16 protein-coding genes are annotated in these 17,211 nt (G+C 35.9%); 9 read left to right on the top strand and 7 right to left on the bottom strand.

Annotation, left to right across the window (positions count from 1 at the left end; genetic code table 11):
• Window positions 1-3: 3 nt before the first annotated feature.
• Complete coding sequence (locus tag AC0VXV_RS16205) at window positions 4-1,119, bottom strand: hypothetical protein (protein ID WP_475529227.1); 1,116 nt, start codon at window positions 1,117-1,119, stop codon at window positions 4-6.
• 257 nt (window positions 1,120-1,376) lie between these two features.
• Here AC0VXV_RS16205 and AC0VXV_RS16200 point away from each other — a divergent pair, with 257 nt between their 5' ends.
• Entirely contained in the window at window positions 1,377-1,709 is a 333-nt protein-coding gene (locus tag AC0VXV_RS16200) for a hypothetical protein (protein ID WP_475529226.1), read from the top strand.
• 691 nt (window positions 1,710-2,400) lie between these two features.
• Here AC0VXV_RS16200 and AC0VXV_RS16195 read toward each other — a convergent pair.
• A complete protein-coding gene (locus AC0VXV_RS16195) occupies window positions 2,401-2,535 on the bottom strand; it encodes a hypothetical protein (RefSeq protein ID WP_475529225.1) in 135 nt (44 codons plus the stop codon).
• Window positions 2,536-2,635: 100 nt separating this feature from the next.
• Between AC0VXV_RS16195 and AC0VXV_RS16190 the strand changes: the two genes are divergently transcribed.
• The 3 genes from AC0VXV_RS16190 to AC0VXV_RS16180 all read left to right on the top strand — a co-directional run bounded on the left by AC0VXV_RS16190 (window position 2,636) and on the right by AC0VXV_RS16180 (window position 6,570).
• On the top strand, window positions 2,636-4,021 hold the full coding sequence (locus AC0VXV_RS16190) for a reverse transcriptase domain-containing protein (RefSeq protein WP_475529224.1): 1,386 nt from the start codon (window positions 2,636-2,638) through the stop codon (window positions 4,019-4,021).
• 490 nt (window positions 4,022-4,511) lie between these two features.
• Window positions 4,512-5,495, top strand: a complete 984-nt coding sequence (locus AC0VXV_RS16185) for a nucleoside hydrolase (RefSeq protein WP_475529223.1) — start codon at window positions 4,512-4,514, stop codon at window positions 5,493-5,495.
• Window positions 5,496-5,814: 319 nt separating this feature from the next.
• On the top strand, window positions 5,815-6,570 hold the full coding sequence (locus tag AC0VXV_RS16180) for an IclR family transcriptional regulator (protein ID WP_475529222.1): 756 nt from the start codon (window positions 5,815-5,817) through the stop codon (window positions 6,568-6,570).
• Between the two features lie 88 nt (window positions 6,571-6,658).
• Here the strand turns inward: AC0VXV_RS16180 and AC0VXV_RS16175 are convergent, their stop codons facing one another.
• Both AC0VXV_RS16175 and pxpB read right to left on the bottom strand, forming a co-directional pair.
• Entirely contained in the window at window positions 6,659-7,654 is a 996-nt protein-coding gene (locus tag AC0VXV_RS16175) for a 5-oxoprolinase subunit C family protein (protein ID WP_475529221.1), read from the bottom strand.
• Window positions 7,651-8,385 (bottom strand): 5-oxoprolinase subunit PxpB, encoded by a 735-nt coding sequence (pxpB, locus tag AC0VXV_RS16170; protein WP_475529220.1) that lies wholly within the window; start codon window positions 8,383-8,385, stop codon window positions 7,651-7,653. The genes AC0VXV_RS16175 and pxpB overlap by 4 nt, the downstream gene beginning before the upstream one ends.
• Before the next feature lie 269 nt (window positions 8,386-8,654).
• Here pxpB and AC0VXV_RS16165 point away from each other — a divergent pair, with 269 nt between their 5' ends.
• The 4 genes from AC0VXV_RS16165 (at window position 8,655) to AC0VXV_RS16150 (ending at window position 12,533) form a co-directional block, all read left to right on the top strand.
• Window positions 8,655-9,425 (top strand): LamB/YcsF family protein, encoded by a 771-nt coding sequence (locus tag AC0VXV_RS16165; protein WP_475529219.1) that lies wholly within the window; start codon window positions 8,655-8,657, stop codon window positions 9,423-9,425.
• A 1-nt stretch (window position 9,426) separates the two neighbouring features.
• Complete coding sequence (locus AC0VXV_RS16160; protein WP_475529218.1) at window positions 9,427-10,665, top strand: NRAMP family divalent metal transporter; 1,239 nt, start codon at window positions 9,427-9,429, stop codon at window positions 10,663-10,665.
• A 32-nt stretch (window positions 10,666-10,697) separates the two neighbouring features.
• Complete coding sequence (locus AC0VXV_RS16155; RefSeq protein WP_475529217.1) at window positions 10,698-11,489, top strand: putative hydro-lyase; 792 nt, start codon at window positions 10,698-10,700, stop codon at window positions 11,487-11,489.
• A gap of 156 nt (window positions 11,490-11,645) precedes the next feature.
• On the top strand, window positions 11,646-12,533 hold the full coding sequence (locus tag AC0VXV_RS16150; protein WP_475529216.1) for a DMT family transporter: 888 nt from the start codon (window positions 11,646-11,648) through the stop codon (window positions 12,531-12,533).
• A 346-nt stretch (window positions 12,534-12,879) separates the two neighbouring features.
• On the opposite strand, the gene AC0VXV_RS16145 is transcribed toward AC0VXV_RS16150, so the two are convergent.
• The 3 genes from AC0VXV_RS16145 to AC0VXV_RS16135 all read right to left on the bottom strand — a co-directional run bounded on the left by AC0VXV_RS16145 (window position 12,880) and on the right by AC0VXV_RS16135 (window position 16,027).
• Window positions 12,880-13,749: a polysaccharide deacetylase family protein gene (locus tag AC0VXV_RS16145; RefSeq protein ID WP_475529215.1), complete on the bottom strand. Its 870-nt coding sequence runs from the start codon at window positions 13,747-13,749 to the stop codon at window positions 12,880-12,882.
• 215 nt (window positions 13,750-13,964) lie between these two features.
• Window positions 13,965-14,930 (bottom strand): UV DNA damage repair endonuclease UvsE, encoded by a 966-nt coding sequence (gene uvsE / locus AC0VXV_RS16140; RefSeq protein ID WP_475529214.1) that lies wholly within the window; start codon window positions 14,928-14,930, stop codon window positions 13,965-13,967.
• Between the two features lie 641 nt (window positions 14,931-15,571).
• Complete coding sequence (locus AC0VXV_RS16135; protein ID WP_475529213.1) at window positions 15,572-16,027, bottom strand: GNAT family N-acetyltransferase; 456 nt, start codon at window positions 16,025-16,027, stop codon at window positions 15,572-15,574.
• A 298-nt stretch (window positions 16,028-16,325) separates the two neighbouring features.
• On the opposite strand from AC0VXV_RS16135, the gene AC0VXV_RS16130 reads away from it, so the two are divergent.
• On the top strand, window positions 16,326-16,553 hold the full coding sequence (locus AC0VXV_RS16130) for a zinc-ribbon domain-containing protein (protein WP_475529212.1): 228 nt from the start codon (window positions 16,326-16,328) through the stop codon (window positions 16,551-16,553).
• The last annotated feature ends 658 nt before the right edge of the window (window positions 16,554-17,211 follow it).

Here is a 17,211-nt window from a genome sequence, read left to right as displayed (position 1 = left end):
TTACTACCCCTCCAATAATTTTAGTGGATTGATTGTGTATTCAATACTTGTACTACTAAACTGGTTTTGTAATTTTAGATGAGTTTTATGAAATTCATCAAACTGTACTTCTAAGTTTTTTATATTCCCAAAAAATTCCATAGGTAATTTTTTTTCACTTAAAATTGAATTGATTTTTGATACTTCAACATGATCAATGTTAAGAACATTAAAAAGGTATCTTAATTTATTCGAAATCTTTAAATTACATTCACCTTGTTTTGAATGAGCTAGATCATAATACTTATGAGCATGTTTTACCTCTGATATAACTTGATAGCAGGAACCGATAAGGAAAAGAGATTGAATAAATAAATCTAATAAAAATGTTGTTGAGTGAATTACTGTATTAATATCATTTATATATTTCTGGTTATATTCATTTTTACTTTTGTTTTTAAAGTTAAGAACAATAAAACTTTCAACTATATCCGCACTAAGACTTCTTTTTATATCTTTTGCCAAAACTTCCTCTATACTTACTTCAAAGAAATGTGACAATTTAATCAAATCTTTAATGCTATCATTAATCCTATTATAAGCATGAGCACTTGGAAGTGATTCTATAGCGTCATTTATTGTGTCATTTAACCCTTTAAGTTCAGTTACTTTTTCTCGCCATAAAAAATCAGATATACTGTTAACTTTTTCCTGAATACTATCCAATTTTTTTGAGATTTCAGCCATTTTAATTTGACCCGCTACACTTATTATACTAGATGTAACGTTACTTAATATTTGAGAAGTATCTTCTTTTAAATACTTATCCAACTCAGCTTTTTCTAATTTCGCCTTCCCTACATATTGCCCATTTTTAGTATTGCGAATATCTAAAGTACCTTCTGTTATTGAGTAAGATTCATTAGAGATACCTTTAATGATTTCAGGACTATATGTAACTTTCCATAATTCATCTACCTTAGGCGAATTGGTAATATAAAATTTAGACTTAACTATTTCATTAATCGTATCGAAGAATTGTGAAGGTATTTTAAAATTAGAATTCTGATATAAATTGTTATATTCTTCAAATCTTATTAAAACATCGCTATTAGTTGAATAAAATAGCTTATCTTCCATAAGGTTCACTCCATTTAAAAGTTTATAAGGTATTATTTTGATTATAGTCTATTGTATATTGAATAATAAAATAAATATCAATGAGATATTTATTTTGCTAATAATAAATATCTAAAGAATACTATGAAATATTCGCTTCACCTTAACGAAAGAAATCTGGGGAGGCGTATGTAACCGAGTTAAAAGTTTGTGGATAATTTTGGTATGGATATAGTATGATAAACCTTATTAAGTAGATTTTGGAGGGGTTTAAATAAATGAAAGAAGAAATTTTGTTACTTAAAATCCATAATGCAATTAAGGAAGGGAAAGATTATTATCAATCTGTCCAAGGTAATTGGAAAATGAATGCTAAACGATTATCATCTATTAAATATGTTGTTGGAATTGATAAGCAAAAAGTTGTATGTGTTTTTATACCAACTGAGTGGCATATAATTCAGGATGGCAATGAAAAAGGACGCAAAAACTTTGTTGGGGTTGAAGCTTCAAATGAAATTTTGTTATCTATGCAAACAAAAGATGAGCAATTACTAAAGAAATTTGGAACTGGTAGTGCAATAGCATACGCTTCAATTTCTGAAATTTAATAATTCTATAGAATTATATATTATATATTTAGGATCGAGTAGGGTATATTCTTCAATTAATACAAAATGCGGAGTATACGAAGCTTCATTATATATTGGATAAAGAAAAGTATTTCGGAGACTGGGATCGTCCGGACATAGAAAAAATCGAGAAAGATACAAAAGACATAATGCTCATCGAGTTTTCTCAACATAAGGAAATAGATAATTAAACCCGAGTATATCTTGATTTTATCAGGATGTACTTTTTTGCTTTAATTACAGTGGTGGCCTTTAATTGGAATGCTTACCCAATAACATTATAATTATAAAATAGATTATTCAGTCAGGTGGTGTATTACATGATCACAGTGTTTGAAATGGAAAATGAGTTAAAGAATGAAATTGATCGTTTAATAGGTTTTCGGCAACAAACCGCTAAAACACGAGTAGAAGATTGAAAATGAAGCATCACTGAGATTTTGGTGATTTTTTATGAACCCCCCTACTACATAGGAGGGGTTCTAAATCAGAACATAGCGTTTAACTTGTAGATAAAAACACCAGTTCAACTAGTGTTTTTATTGTATTTATAACTAATTTTATGTTTTAGCATTCATTTTCTGAATCAAAGAATATTTTAAGATAGAGAGTTTAATTAGTATACAAATAATGTTATAATATAAATAATCTGGTTTTTACTGGAGGCGTCTTATGAATTGGTCATAAGAGAGATAAGTTTCAACTTGTCAAATTTCTTATCGATAAGAAACTCGACAAGCCACCATAGTATTTCCATGAGGTCAATTCCAAATTGAATTTCTTCGAATGCTAATACACTTATCATAGTTATAATTATCTCCTTTCTATTATAACTTATTTGTTTTACTAACTAATGCAATCATACCGGGTAATTCCCAAAAACAAATGCTAGGAGGTTTTCTGTTGTGAAACAAAGTAATAGATTGCGATTACATAACCTTCCTAGCTCTTTGAAGAAAATAAATTGGGAAAAATATGAAACGAAAAAATATTTACACTTTGATACGACAATACAAATTAATCATTTTAAAAAGTATTTACTTAATGAAGATAAGATAAAATCACATTCTTTTTTACCTTTTATTAATTTTGAAATTAAATTCAAAAAGTATGTCACATTAAGTAAGGATAAAACTTTGCCAATCAATGAGCAGAAAACAAAAAAAGAGAAAACACGCTTAATTTGTTATGCTTCTCATAGAGATGCTTATATTTATAAATACTATGGCGATATTTTAAATAATTATTATTCTAAATTTGCTCGAGAAAATCAGATAGATGATAATATTTTGGCATATAGAAATAATAAGCCAGGTAAAAATAATGTTGATTTCTCAAAAGAAGTCTTTGAATATATTCAAAGCAACGAGAATGCCATAATAATTTCTATAGATTTTACAAAGTTTTTTGATACGATAAATCATAGAGAACTAAAAAATAATCTAAAATTAGTGTTGGGCAGAGATGAGCTACCTAACGATTGGTATAAAGTTTTTAAAAGCATTACTCAATATAGTTATGTAAAAAAAGAAAAAATAGATGAATATTTATTCGCAAATTATGGTGTGAAAGAACTAAAAAGACAGTTAAAATCAAAAAAATTAAAGCAAATTATGAGTGCTAAGGACTTTAGAAAATTTAAGAATGATTATTTGCTAAAGAATAAAAAGCCGTATGGAATTCCACAAGGATCTGGAATGAGTGCTGTATGTTCTAACGTACATTTAGTAGGATTTGATTGTGAAATTTCTAATTGGGCTAAAAAAAATAATGCCCTTTACCGTCGTTATTGTGATGATTTAATAATAGTAATACCAGTGGACAAATTAGAAGTAGCGCAAATGAATTCCTTTAAAAATGAAATTTATAAAATAATACATAGTTTTAAGTCTTTAGGAATAAAAGTTCAGGAAGAAAAAACAGAGATAAGAGTCTATCATAACAATAAAATATTAGATTTTAATTATAAGCTCAGTAGTTTAGATTATTTAGGTTTTGTATATAATGGTAATTCAATACAAATCCGAGAAAAAAGTCTTTTTAAATATTATACGAGAGCATATAGAAAGGCTAATACTTGTAAAAGAGTTTTCTATAAGACAGGAAAAAAATTCAAAAGAAATGAACTTTATCAAATATATACACATTTAGGTCATAAATATAAAAAAAGAGGAAATTTCATTACATACTCTAATAAGGCACATTTAAAAATGAAATCCTTAAACTGTAATTCTAAAATAAAAAAACAGACTAAAAGACATTGGATTAGAGTACAAAAAAGATTAACATAAATAGAACCGAACAAAAATGTGACATATACTCCCCATTAGGACAGATTAAAAGCTGTCTACCTAAGGGGGGACTTTTTTATGCCAATAAGTTATTTTCAAAGGAAATTAAATATTAGTCCTCCAATTTCTAAAGGTCGTTATGTGGGATTTTTAGTACACCCCCTATAAGTCATTAGCCAACTGACTAATAAAGATATGATGGCTTTAAATAAGTACATGATGGACCGCGTAGGGTATATTCTTCAACTAATACAAAATGCGGAGTATACGAAGCTTCATTATATATTGGATCAAGAAAAGTATAACGGTCATGACTGGGATCGTCCGGATATTGAAAAATCGAGAAGGATACAGAAGACTTAATGCTCATCGAGTTTTCTCGACATAAGGATATAGATAATTAAACCCGAGTATATCTTGATTTTATCAGGATGTACTTTTTTGCTTTAATTACCACAGTGGTTATGGCAATCTAATACTGAGACTATAAATGAAAGAATTAGGTGATTACAGCATGTTGAAACGACCATTAATTATCGACACAGATCCAGGCATTGATGATGCAATGATGCTGACAGTAGCATTTGCCAATAAGGATATTTTTGATATTCGTTTAGTAACGACTGCATCTGGAAATATTTCGCAAAGTAAGGCGAATTACAATGCACATGCATTTTTGAATTATATTAAAGAAGACGTTACGATTGCACGAGGGCTTGAGCAACCAATGTTCCGTAAGCTTGAAGTAGCAGAGGAGATTCATGGTGCATTTGGGTTTGGAAAAGTAGAGTTTCCGAAAGTGGGAGTACCGACAAATGTTCGTCCGGCAGTTGCAGCTATGCGTGAAACGATTTTAGCGAGTGAGGAGAAGGTAACGATTGTTGCGACAGGTCCTTTAACAAATGTCGGTGCACTTTTACTCGCTCACCCGGAAGTAAAGGATAACATTGAAACAATTTCATGGATGGGTGGCGCAGCTCAAGGTGGCAATAAAACAGCCGTTACCGAATTTAACGCCTTTGTCGATCCGCATGCCGCTCAAATTGTTATGCAATCAGGCGTACCGATGAGCATGTGCGGGTTAGATGTGACGCACAAAGCATTCGTCACACAACCTGAGGCGGAAAAAATTCTAGACATCGGTACAGAGTTTGCACAAAAGGCTTATGATCTTGTGACATACTATTTGGACGTAGCGAAACCAACACCTTTTAGTGAGCCGCATTACGCCGATGTGCTCCGCTTCCATGATGTTTCTGCCATCATGTATTTACTGCATCCTGAGTTTTTTAAAGGAACAGACTACTATGTAGAAATGTCGACAGAGGGTATTACAACCGGTGCGACAGTCGTAGATTTACACAATTCAACAGGCAATAAACCAAACGTGCACGTATTGCATGATGTGGATCGCGATGCATTTGTTAAAGTATTTATGGATGCCGTCCGGACAATTTCAGATCGACTATCGTAAGAGGAGCACAAACGGAAACAGAATCAAAAATGGCAAGAAAGGCTGATTGAGAATTTTCAATCGGCTTTTTTGATGGATAAAAAAATACTTAGTCGAATGAAAACCAGGTCTGGTCAACCGATTACGTACAAAAGGATAGTCACGGAAAACTGTTCCATAAGTAAAACTGTTCTTTATTAACTGGACACCTACTATAGGTTCCGTTTTATCTTCCAATCTTGGTATAATACTTATATTAAGTCAGGAAGTGTATTCAACGGATTCCAATAGGGAGTTTTATACATATAGAAATAGAATGGGAAGGAGCAGTCTACAATTAATGAACAACAAAAATAAAACGGTTGTCCGTTCGATGGATATATTAAATTTATTTATTGAGAATACGGAATTAACTTTTCAAGAAATTATTGATCTATCGGGGATTCCGAAATCTTCGGTCTATCGCATGCTCAGGTCATTAGAGGAAATGGAGTTCGTGGAAAAGGGAAGCGATTCGAAATACCGGCTTGGACTTTTGTTTCTCAAATTCGGTCAGCTAGTTTTAGGCAGGATTGATTTACGTAAGGTTGCTTATCCATTTATGCATGAATTACATAATGATGTGAAGGAAGCCATTAACTTAATTGTTAAAGATGGAGAAGAAGCGATCTATATTGAGAAAATAGACACTAAACAAAAGGTGCGTTTGTATACTTCGATCGGCAGGAAAAGTCCGCTTTATGCCGGTGCCTGTTCACGGGCAATCTTGTCCTTTTTACCGGATTCCGAAATAGAGACATATCTCCAATCGATCAATCCAAAATCGTTTGCTAACGGGACAATTACTGAAAAAGATAAAATCTATGAAACGATCAAACAAGCGAGAATCGATGGTTATACAATCAGTCATTCGGAATTGGAAAACCATACAGCTGCCATTGCTGCCCCGATTTTTAATCACAACGGAGAAGTTATTGCGGGAATAAGTATCGCAGGGATCGAAGCGAATTATCAGGATGAGAACATTGAGATTTATGCAAAGAAAGTAAAAAAAGTTGCTGAGGATATTTCAATGCAATTAGGCTATAGCAAATAACATAAACGAGGCGGTCTCTGCATCAATTGGATGGGAGATCGCCTCGTTTTGCTTCTAAATACACTTATGTATCGGTTTTCCTATACTCTTATTTATGACGTGCTTTAAACTGAATACCCATTGCTAATTTACGCAGCAACTGCTCTTGTTTGATTAATTCTACTTCTGCTTGTTCAAGGGAAAACTTCTTGAACTGAATGTTAGAGTTTGGCTGCATCTGTGCTAAACAAGGAAGATCAACGGAAATAACTTGACCGATTTTTGGATATCCTCCTGTCGTTTGTCGGTCTACCATCAGAATAATAGGCTGTCCGTTTGAAGGTACTTGAATCGTACCGTACGTAACGCCTTCCGATAACAATTCAAATTTCTCTGAAAGGCTGAGTGGTTCGCCATCCAATCGATAGCCCATTCGATCCGCTTGTGTCGTTAATTTATAGGGCTTCGAGAAAAACGCTTGTTGGCTTCTGGTATCGAAACGCTCGAACTCAGCACCATGTAACACCCTGATTGTTTGAGTTTTATCGAATGATAGAAACTTTGTATAGTCGACAGACCAATTAAAGTGAGTCGCCGTTTTTTTGAGCTGTTGAACAAATGCCTGACTGAGTGGATTGGAGTTTCCGCTGTCCAATACATCTCCTTTTTGTAATGCTCTGCCTTGAAGTCCTCCAATAGCTGCGCGCAAATAAGTGCTTTTACTTCCCATAACTTCCGGGACCACGATTCCGCCAGCGAATGCCACGTAAGCTCTGCACCCATTAATTGCTGACTTGAATTGTAAAACAGATCCTTTACGAATCAGGACAGGTCTCCACATTGGAGCTTTTTCTCCATCAATTGTAGGCTGCAGGTCTCCTCCTGTAATGGCAACTAACTCATCCGTGTCAAACTGGAGGGTTGTCCCTAAAAGTGTAATTTCAAGTGCTCCTTCTCCTTCGTCATTTCCGACAAGTAAATTTGCAATCCTTAGAGAAATCGGATCCATTGCGCCACTTACGATGACGCCAAATTTTTGTGAACCAAATCTACCTAAATCTTGAATCGTAGTCATTAATCCAGGATGAAGTACTTTAATGCTCATTGTTTCATCTCCTTATAGACAGCATACTCTTCAAGCGTAATCGGTACATAGCGGATTCTATCTCCAGCCTGTAACAGAGTGGGCGGTGAAAGTTCCGGAAGAAACAAATCAAGCGGAGTTCTGCCAATAATTTGCCATCCACCCGGAGTTTCCAGCGGGTAGATACCTGTTTGTTTACCGGCAATTCCTACTGAACCCGGTGCGATGGCTAGACGTGGTGAATCCTTACGTGGTGTTGCGATTCTTTCATCCATCCCGCCCATAAACGGAAACCCAGGAGCAAAGCCAATCATATAAACTAAGTACTCATTTGACGAATGAATTTGAATTACATCTTCAACAGAAAGTCCGTGATAACTTGCGACATATTCCAAATCCGGACCAAACTCTCCTCCGTACACGACTGGGATTGTTACTAGCCGTTGTTCGGAAGTTTCACTTGTTTCTAATTGATCCAGCAGCGATAAAAGAATTGCACTTACTTTCTTATAGGGACTTGCTGAGTCTTTCTCCGTGTGGGACATAAAGACGGCAACAGGATTGTAATAAATGGTCAAGCTATTATAAGACGGCACAGATTCTATCAATCCTGTAAACGGTTCTTTTTCTAATAGATTGGAAAGATTTTTCACTTTTTCATGGACGGCAAGGCTGATTCCATCACCTAACTGTATGACGAGCGCAGAATCCCCTAAGGGCCTTATGTGTGCATTAATTTTCTGGTAGGCCATTATAAACAGCTCCTTAAGGTTTCGAATTTCGGTATTTATGTTTTTCAAAACGGATATTGCTAACATTATAATTTGTTTTCAAATTTAAAATCAAGTATATATATTAAGAATATTGCGTTATTTACAATTTTCGAATAATTTCGCAAATAATATATTCAAGTGAAAATATTTATGCTAGAATTTGTTTTAGTTTTAAAACTACTGTTCCGAATTTCGGGAACAGTGAAAATACTTAAAATAATTTAACGATTATCAATGGGGGGAGAAATATGTTTCAAGTAGATTTGAATTGTGATTTAGGGGAGAGTTTTGGTCGTTATAAACTTGGGGAGCAGGAAGAGATTTTGAAATACGTTACATCTGCAAATATTGCCTGCGGTTTTCATGGCGGAGATCCGAGCGTGATGAGAGAAACAGTGAAGATGGCCATTGCCAATGGTGTCAAAATTGGTGCGCACCCTGGTTTACCGGATTTGAACGGATTCGGGCGAAGAGAAATGACAATTACTCCTCAAGAAGGATATGACATGGTCGTCTATCAAATTGGTGCATTGCAAGGATTTTTAATGACGTTCAATGAAAAAATGCAGCATGTAAAACCCCACGGTGCTTTATACAATATGGCGGCAAAGGATCCAAAACTTGCCGAAGCGATTGCACAAGCAGTATATGATGTATCCCCATCATTGATATTATTTGGACTTTCCGGCAGTGAATTGACGAAGGCTGGAGAGAAGATTGGTTTACGAACGGCACACGAAGTATTTGCAGATCGGACGTATCAAGCAGACGGGTCTTTGACTTCTCGATCACAAAAGAATGCGATGATTACAGATCAAGAGGAATCTGTAGCGCAAATAGTGAAAATGGTGACAAAAGGCGTCGTAGTTTCTGAGCAAAAAACAGAAGTTCCGCTGAGAGCAGATACCATTTGTATTCACGGTGATGGGGCACATGCACTAGCCTTTGCAAAATATATAAACGAAACACTGATTAAGAACAATATTACTGTAGATGCAATCTGTAATTTGGAGGTTTAATATGAAAAATCCTAAAACTGACGCGACACAAAAAGATGTCAACATAATGGGGAAAAAGAAGGTAAGTAGAAGTGTTTTACTTGGAGCTGCCTTTTTAATGGCCACATCATCGATTGGTCCGGGCTTCTTGACACAAACTACTGTATTTACACAGCAATTGGCTGCAAGCTTTGCCTTTGTTATTTTAATTTCATTATTATTAGACATCTTTTCACAGATGAATATTTGGAGAATTATTGCCGTTTCCGGATTGCGTGGACAAGAAATTGCCAACAAGGTACTACCTGGACTGGGCGTTGTTTTGGCAATACTGATCGTCATTGGTGGTTTGGCATTCAATATCGGAAACGTAGCTGGTGCTGGCTTGGGTCTGAATGCCATGCTTGGCTGGGATCCGATTACAGGAGCTGTTGTCAGTGCGATTTTAGCAATCTTTATATTTGTCGTGAAAGAAGCAGGGAAAGCGATGGATAAATTCGCACAAATTGCAGGGATTGTAATGATCCTCCTCATGCTGTACGTGGCATTTACAACATCACCGCCTGTTGGAGAGGCGATTGTGAATACGTTTAAACCGGAGCAAATCAGTATATTCGCTATTGTTACGCTTGTTGGTGGAACGGTAGGGGGATATATTACGTTTGCGGGCGGACACCGTCTATTAGACGCGGGTATTAAAGGTGTTGAATCACTGCCCGAAGTAACAAAAAGCTCTGTTACAGGGATTCTTGTTACCGGTGTTATGCGTGTGGCATTATTCTTGGCCGTACTTGGAGTAGTATCAAAAGGACTAGCGATCGATCCAGCGAATCCGCCAGCTTCTGTATTCCAGCTAGCTGCAGGTGATATTGGTTATCGTATGTTTGGTGTCATTATGTGGGCTGCGGCGGTAACATCTGTTGTAGGTGCTGCATATACATCGGTTTCATTTATCCGAACGTTTCACCCTCTAATTGAGAAGTTCCAAAATTGGGTTATCATTGCATTTATCGTTATTTCAACAGTAACGTTTGCTTTTGTTGGAAAGCCGGTAACAATCTTGCTTATTGTAGGCGCATTGAATGCCTTTATTTTGCCAATCGGTTTAGGTACATTATTAATTGCTGCACATAAGAAAAATATTGTTGGTACATATAAACATCCGATATGGTTGACGGTTACGGGCGCTTTTGTCGTGGTAATCATGGGTGTTTTAAGTGTCGTGACTTTGATTGAACAAGTTCCACTGGTTTTTAAATAAGGTAATAAGAAAACAAATTCGGGAGGGGCTTTATGGTGAACTATGGAATGTTAGAGCCGGAAGAAATAAGAGAGTTGATAAGAAAGCGAGAAATTACTGGGCCGACTGCAGGAATGTCAAAAGGTAATACACAAGCGAACTTGGTTATTTTAAAAAAGGAACATGCCTTTGACTTTTTGCTTTTCTGTCAGCGGAACCCGAAGTCATGCCCTTTACTGGACGTGACGGAGCCTGGTTCGTATATTCCTGCTATGATTGCCGAAAATGCAGATATCCGTAAAGATCTCCCGAAATATCGTATTTACCGAGATGGTGTGTTTACAGAAGAAGTGGCAGATATTACGGAGTACTGGGAAGACGATATGGTTGGCTTCTTGATCGGTTGTAGCTTTACATTTGAAACCCCACTGCTTGAGAGCGGTATTCCGATTAGACATATCGAGGAAAACTGTAATGTTCCGATGTACAAAACGAACATTCTGTGTAATAAAGCAGGCATGTTCGAGGGGCCGACAGTCGTTAGTATGCGACCAATGACGCCAGAGAATGCCATCCGTGCTGTCCAGATTACATCACGTTTCCCGGCAGTGCACGGTGCGCCAATACATATTGGGGATCCTGGTCAAATTGGCATCAAGGATATTTCAAAACCTGATTTTGGAGATGCTGTTTCATTTAAATCAGGGGAGATTCCGGTATTTTGGGCTTGTGGAGTGACGCCACAAGCTGTTGCGATGGAAAGTAAGCCTTCGATTATGATTACTCATGCACCAGGACATATGTTCATCAGTGATATAAAGGATGAAGCATTCAGTGTGTTATAGAGTATGTGAAATCATACTTTCATAGTAAGATAGATTGTAAAGGTAGGGTGTGGAAATACTCTTACTAATATGAGGCGATGCAACCGTGCATCGTCTCTTTGAACTTTGCAGTGATTATAGGGACATGCTTTTTGCCGATGAAAGGGGATATAGATAGTGTTTAAAAAATCGACTGTTGCACTTATTGCCCTCATCTTAATCTGGGGCGCGAGTTGGCCAATCAATAAATTAGCTGTACCCTACGCACCGCCATTGCTTTATGCCGGGCAACGTGCGCTTTTAGGAGGCATCCTGCTGACAATTATCATTTGGAAGTCTAGAGAAAAAGTAAATTGGCGGGAAAACTGGAAAAAGTACTGTGTTGGGGCTTTCTTTAATACGATTCTGTTTTTCGGACTTCAGACGGCCGGATTGCTCTATTTACCGAGTGGCTTGTTTTCCGTTCTGGTCTATTTTCAACCGGTATTACTTGGACTTTTCGCTTGGCTATTACTCGGTGAATCTTTATCACCCGTCAAAGTCCTCGGGTTGTTTCTAGGATTTGTAGGGGTTGCGGTCGTGAGTGTGGATGGTCTGACAGTCCATGTTTCAGCAATCGGCGTTACGCTCGGGTTACTAACTGCTGTAAGCTGGGCGTTCGGAGTAATTTACGTAAAGAAAATAAGCAAAGAAGTAGATGCGTATTGGATGGTAGCACTTCAATGTATCATTGGGGGGATTTTTCTTTTAGGTACCGGATCGGTGTTTGAAAGCTGGTCTGCCATCGAATGGAATCGGAATTATCTATCAGGGCTCGGCTTTGGCGCGACCATTGGCATACCGTTAGCCTACATCCTTTACTACAATCTAGTTAACGCTGGTGAGGCAAGCAAAGTTGGTTCCTATACGTTTCTCATTCCGATTGTCGCGGTACTTCTCGGAGTGCTTTTCTTAGGAGAAACGGTGACCTATTCACTGGTTATCGGGATGCTGCTAGTAGCCATCAGCATTTATTTTGTGAATTTCCAGTATAAAACGAAAAACAAAAGCATCAGTAAGGATTAAAGAATTGTGCACTGATACCGTCTGGATCCTCATGATTCAAAGAGAGGGTATGGTTTAGCTTATACAGCTATTCGAGTTTTCTCATTATAAGGATATAGATAATTAAATCTGAGTATATCTTGATTTTATCAGGATATACTTCTAAATTTCCTTAATCTTCAACAGTAGTATTCGTTTAGCCAACTTATTTTAGCATATTACATGATAGTTAATATAAGGGATTTTTTCTATAATATTGGAATCAGTGATTGGGGCTGTGATCTGGTAAAGAATTGCTTAAAAAAGACATATTCCAGCGCGGGGAATATGTCCTCTTTTTAAGATGTATTTAAACACCTTAATCATTTTATTTCTCAAATGGAATACACAACAAATCTGGAACTGTGACAAATTCATAGCCTTGCTCTTGCAGTTTCGGAATAATTTGTTGAAGTGATAAGATTGTATTCGTTCGATCCCCAGTCGATTCTGCACCATCGTGCATGAGAATAATCGCGCCTGGATGAATGTTGTCTACTACTCTCGAAGCAATAACTTCTGGCGGGTCTTCTTGCCAATCCAACGAATCAACATCCCAGGCAATTACGTAATAGTTCATTTTCCCAAGCTTCTCGACTAATTCATTGTATAGGAAGCCATAAGGTGGTCTAAATAATTTTGTCCGGTAACCAATAATTTCGTTAAGAGCATCTTCCGTTCTAGTTACTTCCCTCTCAAGCGTTCCGAGGTCAGCTTCTTCGACAAGGTTAGGGTGGGCGTAGGTATGATTTCCGATTACATGACCCTCGTTTTGCATTCGCTTGACAATTTCAGGATTGGCAACGGCTTTTGAACCTAAAACGAAGAATGTTGCTGGAACATTGTACTGTTTTAATACATCTAATACATCATTTGAAAACCGTGGGTCAGGACCATCATCAAAAGTTAAAGCAATTCGTTTTTGATCAGTAGGACCTTGTAGGAAAAATATTTCTGGATACCGTTGTTGTAAAATTCTTAGGTCAACAGGCTGCACAGGATCCCGCACGGAAATTTCAGTTACTCCTTTAAGGTCAGATAAATCTTGTTCCGCATTAACCTGTAAGTCAGTTTTCAACCATTGCCTTGCTCCGTCTGCCAAGGGTCCTTCGTTCGCGTAAACGCTCATGATAACTATTATAGGCAAACAAAATAAAAACCCCGTAACCAGTAACCACTTGACTATTCGTTCATTCATCCATCCATTCACCTCCTCTTTATATTGATTCCCCTTTTAGAGAGGGCTATCCTAACTTAAATGTGTTTATATTTCTCATAATTGTTTAGCAAAGTAATTTCAAACATTTGATCTGCTTTCATTCATAACCTTAGGTGTCCAGCAGAAATGATTGTAATCGTCGAATAGCCCCAACACTAATAGAGGTGGGGGCTTGTTAGCAGTGCCAGTTATTGTCACTTTAAATAAAAAGATGAACCGTCAATGATTTCTGCATCTTCACGATGTTTTATTTCCTCCATCAAATGGAATAACGCTTCATCTTTCTTTTTTGCCTCAATCATACAATGTATTTCCGGTACTGTTCCTTTAATTTCTTTTAAAAATCTGAAAAACATGTCTACGTCCACATAATCGGAATGATGGCGGAATTCTTTCTCGTTTTTAGGACTTGAAATATGCATTTTTATTGGCAGCGGTGAATCCTTCCAAGTAGCGACAATTCGGTCCCACTTATCATTCCATTTTTCATTATAATGATGAGCAAGATGGTGATGATAATCAAATACAAGAGGTATTTCTAATTTTTCACACAAATATAGCGTATCATCTACTGTAAAAGAAGTATCGTCATTTTCAAGGATAATCATTTTTTGAATGGCTCTTGGAACATCCATCCAATTATCGACGAATTGCTCAAGGGAATTCTCGGTTTCTTTATAGTTGCCACCAACATGAAGAACACATCGGTGTGTCGGATCTATTTTCATTCCCTTTAACAATAAATAATGCATCTTTAACGTTTTTAAAGAATTTTTGACTACTTCTGTTTTAGGTGAATTCACAACGACAAAATGATCAGGATGAAAATCAATTCGTATATTATGTTTTGTTGCGTACTCACCAATTTCAGTTAACTTCTCTAATAACGGTTTTATATAATTCCAATCAGTCAGTTCTTCATGGTTAGCTAGAGGAATCAATCGAGAGGTTAAGCGATAGAAATGAATTTCCTTAAAGACATTATGTTTTAATAGCCTAAATGTATTTTCTAAATTTTTCAGTGCAATCCGCTCTAACTTTCGTATGGCCGCTTCACGATCCTTAATTTTTTGGAATTGTGTAAACGTCATCGTTTGAGACGGAGAAGCATTTTTTAGCTCCATACTCATCGCAACATATCCTAATCGTACAATCGTCATTAACCCACCTCATCTGTAGTATGTATGGTAGAGGACAAATTTATTATCCAATACTGCAATCCGATTAAAATCAATTGCATTTTTTCCTTTAGAAGCAGTTTTCTAATATAAAGTTGGAGTTGGGGGAAAACAATGGTAGGAAACATAATGTTAGTTGGGGAAAATAAAAAAATCCGAAAATTGTAATCCGCTTAAAAGAACAAATCATATGTGTTTTGCTTTTAAAATAATGATAAAAAACGACCTAATACTAAAGACTGTCAGCAGGTATTTTAATTATTAGATGCCTCAACAAAATGGTTGTTGCCAAGATTATAAAAATCCATTAGCATCCCGGTTTATGCCCCCTGCAATAATTATATTTCAGCTCCGTTTTTAAAATCGTATTGATTTGATGCCTTATACAACAATCGGGCACTTTCCTTGAATAAGAAAAGGTAGAGCAGATATTAGTTAATAATAAAAGCTGCTTTAGTAACGATTCATTGTCTTGCATAAACTCTCGTATAGATAATGTTCCAATAAAAAATCGGTAAACCCTGATACAACAACGTTTACCGATTTATCTTTTGACTATAAACTCTTGAAGGTTATTTAGATCTAACTTTGAATGTTCATACAATCTTTTCTTAATTCATCAATTATAAATTAATTGTCATAAATACACTGTTGGGGTCTTCTAAATAATTATCGAAAGGTTCACAATATCTAAACCCGAAACGTTCGTATAGACGATGTGCCGGCTTAAATGCATCCATTGAGCCTGTTTCTAGACTCAATTTCGTGTAACCATGTTTTTTAGCTTCGTTAATAATATGTTGTAATATCGCTCCAGCCACACCTTTTCTCAAATGTTTCTCTGCTGTTCGCATAGATTTTACTTCCCCATGCTCTGGCGTTAATTCTTTTAAAGCTCCACATCCCATAATGTCGTTGTTTTCCCATGCACTATAAAAAGTAATATTGGCTTGTTTGAGTCCTTCAATATTTAATGCATGCCTACTTTCAGCCGGAGAATTTTCTGCCATACCAGCTAAATGTACCTCAATAAGTTCAAGTGTGCGAATATCTGTTAAGTCGTCAGTTTTTATTTCCATAATTCTCCTCCTTTTGTTTTATTATATTTTAAAAAGAAGACTAATAAAACGCAAAATGAAAAACGTTTACAAAGCGATGTTTGGGCATATTGTTGTTCTTAACCTTGTAAACGAATAAAACTAATGACATTTGTTATTGAATAAACGGGCAAATTTCTTGAATAAGAAAATTGCTTTATTCAATTACAGGGACATCATACGGTTGCGTTTTAACGCAACAATATATATATTTTAATTCTTTTAAAAGATTTTAAGATCTTTATTGAGGGGGATTTCTGAGCGGAGGCATCAGATTAAAATGACTTTCGAGAAGGGATTGGAGCGGCAAATGAGAAGGAATTACTCCCCTGAACTGGTACGAGTTTTCCATCGCTTTAAAAATAAAGTGTCCGCATCTGAAATAGCACCCACTTCTCAACGTAAAATTTGGTGGATGTGTAAACGGAATCATGAGTGGGAAGAAAAAGTGAATAAGCAGGCCAAAAGGAAAGCATGTCCAATTTGTTTAGAGTTTCAGAAATCGTAATAAGTAAATGAAATAGCGCCCCATGAACATCCTACCAAATGGTACATTTAAGATAACGAACTGGTTACCGTCTTCGAACGGTAAATTAAAAAGTAATCGACCATACAGTAGGAGGGAAACTATGCTTTACTACGAAATCGAGTGTAGTAGTTGTAGACAAACATTCAAGTTATATGAAGGTACAATGAGATATAGACAATTCAAAGAAAGAGAGAGTAAAACTTTTCGTTGTGAAGAGTGCAACTCAAAAATACGCATGGATGCAATAAAGAATTTCATGAATAACTTAAAGTGATCGGTGCTTACTATTCCTTCCAAAAGAATTGGATTTGTACAGTAAAGATGATTAAAAATTAGTTCTGCCTCATAAGCTCGGTAATATACCGGTTTTATGCTTTTTATTTTTGGAAACAAAAATCCCCTACTGGTGGTTGGTGGTTTATTTTTTATGGAAATCTTATGGCTGATTTTAAATTATAACTTTATTTTTCTTTTAATAAGAGGGGAGAAATAAATTAAATATTAACAATAAAATTATATAAAATTGATTGAGAAACTTTCAACAATCGGACCATTTAATTGAATAAATAGCCGAATTATTGAACAATCTTAAATATTACTCTATCTATTAGAAAACTTTTAAAGGCAATTTAACCAA

It is taken from the genome of Solibacillus sp. iso_87, assembly GCF_056173085.1.
The sequence above is the reverse complement of the archived record's forward strand: the minus strand, read 5'-3'. Positions and strand labels throughout refer to the sequence as shown.

Bases quoted from the DNA above. Each gene is read 5' to 3' on its own strand.
- AC0VXV_RS16165 (WP_475529219.1), top strand. From the start codon at position 8,655: ATGTTTCAAGTAGATTTGAATTGTGATTTAGGGGAGAGTTTTGGTCGT.
- pxpB (WP_475529220.1), bottom strand. From the start codon at position 8,385: ATGGCCTACCAGAAAATTAATGCACACATAAGGCCCTTAGGGGATTCT.
- AC0VXV_RS16180 (WP_475529222.1), top strand. From the start codon at position 5,815: ATGAACAACAAAAATAAAACGGTTGTCCGTTCGATGGATATATTAAAT.
- AC0VXV_RS16205 (WP_475529227.1), bottom strand. From the start codon at position 1,119: ATGGAAGATAAGCTATTTTATTCAACTAATAGCGATGTTTTAATAAGA.
- AC0VXV_RS16200 (WP_475529226.1), top strand. From the start codon at position 1,377: ATGAAAGAAGAAATTTTGTTACTTAAAATCCATAATGCAATTAAGGAA.
- AC0VXV_RS16145 (WP_475529215.1), bottom strand. From the start codon at position 13,749: ATGAATGAACGAATAGTCAAGTGGTTACTGGTTACGGGGTTTTTATTT.
- AC0VXV_RS16160 (WP_475529218.1), top strand. From the start codon at position 9,427: ATGAAAAATCCTAAAACTGACGCGACACAAAAAGATGTCAACATAATG.
- uvsE (WP_475529214.1), bottom strand. From the start codon at position 14,930: ATGACGATTGTACGATTAGGATATGTTGCGATGAGTATGGAGCTAAAA.
- AC0VXV_RS16185 (WP_475529223.1), top strand. From the start codon at position 4,512: ATGAAAGAATTAGGTGATTACAGCATGTTGAAACGACCATTAATTATC.
- AC0VXV_RS16135 (WP_475529213.1), bottom strand. From the start codon at position 16,027: ATGGAAATAAAAACTGACGACTTAACAGATATTCGCACACTTGAACTT.
- AC0VXV_RS16155 (WP_475529217.1), top strand. From the start codon at position 10,698: ATGGTGAACTATGGAATGTTAGAGCCGGAAGAAATAAGAGAGTTGATA.
- AC0VXV_RS16130 (WP_475529212.1), top strand. From the start codon at position 16,326: ATGACTTTCGAGAAGGGATTGGAGCGGCAAATGAGAAGGAATTACTCC.
- AC0VXV_RS16195 (WP_475529225.1), bottom strand. From the start codon at position 2,535: ATGATAAGTGTATTAGCATTCGAAGAAATTCAATTTGGAATTGACCTC.
- AC0VXV_RS16175 (WP_475529221.1), bottom strand. From the start codon at position 7,654: ATGAGCATTAAAGTACTTCATCCTGGATTAATGACTACGATTCAAGAT.